We start from the raw sequence: 2,494 nt of genomic DNA, 5'->3' as shown, positions 1-2,494 counted from the left end.
TGTTGATTTGCGCTGAGAGTTGACCCGGGATTTGCACTGAGAAGTGACCCGCCTTTTAGGTATCGTTCGTGTCGGTCTTGATGGTCAAGCTCTTGCGTTTCTCCTTTGCTGTTTTGGGCTCATGTGCGGAACTGTTTTTGAAGCGGAAGCTGTCGTTGCCAGTTTCGAGGATGTGGCAATGATGGGTGAGCCGGTCGAGCAGCGCGGTTGTCATCTTTGCATCGCCGAACACGCTGGCCCATTCGCTGAAGCTGAGATTGGTCGTGATGATGACGCTGGTGCGCTCGTAGAGTTTGCTCAGCAGATGGAAGAGCAGCGCACCACCTGACGCGCTGAATGGCAGGTATCCCAGCTCGTCGAGAATGACGAGATCGGAATGGACAAGGCGATTAGCGATCTGCCCGGAGCGACCTTGTGCCTTTTCCTGTTCCAGTGCGTTGACCAGTTCGACGGTCGAGAAGAACCGAACCCGCTTGTGGTGATGCTCGATGGCCTGGACACCGATCGCCGTGGCAATGTGCGTCTTGCCCGTGCCGGGGCCGCCAACCAGGACAATGTTATTGGCGTCATCGAGGAATTCGCAGCGGTGGAGCTGTTGCACGAGCGCCTCGTTGATCTCGCTGCTGGCGAAGTCGAAGCCGTTCAGATCGCGGTATGCAGGAAAGCGTGCGATCTTGAGCTGGTAGGCCGTCGATCGCACCTCTCGTTCAGCCGTTTCCGCTTTCAGAAGCTGTGACAGGATCGGAATGGCAGCTTCAAACGCCGGCGCTCCCTGTTCTGTCAGCTCTCCGACGGCTTGAGCCATGCCGTGCATCTTCAATTGCCGTAGCATGATGACAATCGCACCGCTTGCCGGGTTATGACGCATGACGAACCTCCGTCTTTCTCAAGGTGTCGTAGCGTTCGACATTGGCCTTAGGCTCATTGGTGAGCACGAGTGCCTGGGGTGCGTCGAGCGTCGGCGGCGTGAAGGATTTGCCATCGACAAGGCGATGCAGCAGATTCAACACGTGAGTCTTGGTCGGAACCCCGGACTTCAGCGCCATGTCTACGGCCGACAGGACTGCTTGCTCATCGTGCTGAAGAACAAGCGCCAGGATATCGACCATCTCCCTGTCTCCACCCGGCTTCTTGAGCAGGTATTGCTGCAGGTTCTTGAATGCGTCCGGTAGCTCGGCGAACGGAGCACCATTGCGAAGAGCGCCTGGTTTGCGCTGTACGACAGCCAGATAGTGCCGCCAGTCGTAGATAGTCTGTCCCGGACGATCATGGGAACGATCGATGACGCGGTGATGCTCGCAGACAATCTGACCTTCTGCTGCGATAACGACACGATCCGGATAGACCCGAAGGCTTACCGGGCGATTGGCGAAAGAGGCCGGGACGCTGTAGCGGTTGCGCTCAAGATGCACGAGGCAGGTCGGCGTGACACGCTTTGTATATTCGACAAAACCATCGAACGGCCTGGAAACAGGCATGAGAGCCAGAGCCTCCTCAGCCCAGATGTCGGCAATGGTGCCGCGTACCTGACCATGTGGTGTCTTTGCCCAGAACTCCTTGCACCGAAGCTCAAGCCAATCATTCAAGGCTTCCAATGATGGAAAGCGCGGGATCGGTTGAAAGAAGCGATGACGCGCATCCTGAACGTTCTTCTCGACTTGCCCCTTCTCCCAACCTGAAGCCGGATTGCAGAACTCGGGCTCGAACAGGTAGTGGCTGGCCATCGCCATGAAGCGGACGTTGACGTCACGCTCTTTTCCACGGCCAACCTTGTCGATCGCTGTGCGCATGTTGTCGTAGATGCCACGGCCAGGAATTCCACCGAAGACGCGGAACGCATGATTGTGCGCATCGAACAGCATCTCGTGGGTCTGCAGCAGATAGGCCCGGACGATAAAGGCACGGCTGTAGCTCAGCTTTGTATGTGCCACCTGCAGCTTGGTGCGTTCATTGCCGATGATGGCCCAATCCTCAGACCAGTCGAACTGGAACGCCTCACCCGGTTCAAATGCCAGGGGGACAAACGTGCCACGTCCTGTCGTCTGGAGTTCTCTCTGTCGGTCCGATTTCCATTCTCGAGCGAAGGCTGCAACGCGGCAGTAGGAACCATTATAGCCCAGGCTCACCAGATCAGAATGCAATTGCTTCATTGTCCGCTTCTGCTTGCGGCTCTTTTTCGATTCCGTCTTCAGCCACGCTGATAGCCGATCCGCGAATGGATCAAGCTTGCTCGGCCGCTCCGGGACATTAAACTTGGGTTCAACGCCGCCGGCACGCAGATATTTGCGGATGGTATTCCGGGATAAGCCCGTCCTGCGGCATATCTCCCGGATCGATAGCTGATCCCGAAAATGCCAGCGTCGGATTACGCTCAGTAACGCCATGTCGATCACTCCAGAGCCCCCGCTGAAACCACAGGGGATGATTGAAACATGGGTCAATTCTCAGTGATATTTACCCGAAGTCCCGGGTCAGCTCTCAGCGCAAATCAACA

General features: G+C 56.7%; 2 protein-coding genes. Both read right to left on the bottom strand.

Annotation, left to right across the window (positions count from 1 at the left end; translation table 11 throughout):
* Positions 1 to 55: 55 nt before the first annotated feature.
* Entirely contained in the window at positions 56 to 868 is an 813-nt protein-coding gene (istB, locus tag AC1DJO_RS29785; protein WP_477974125.1) for an IS21-like element helper ATPase IstB, read from the bottom strand.
* Entirely contained in the window at positions 858 to 2,384 is a 1,527-nt protein-coding gene (istA, locus tag AC1DJO_RS29780; protein ID WP_168302455.1) for an IS21 family transposase, read from the bottom strand. The genes istB and istA overlap by 11 nt, the downstream gene beginning before the upstream one ends.
* Between the last annotated feature and the right edge of the window lie 110 nt (positions 2,385 to 2,494).

It is taken from the genome of Rhizobium sp. 05N430 (assembly GCF_056396985.1).
Note: the sequence above shows the minus strand (reverse complement) of the source record. Positions and strands in the feature narration are given on the sequence as shown.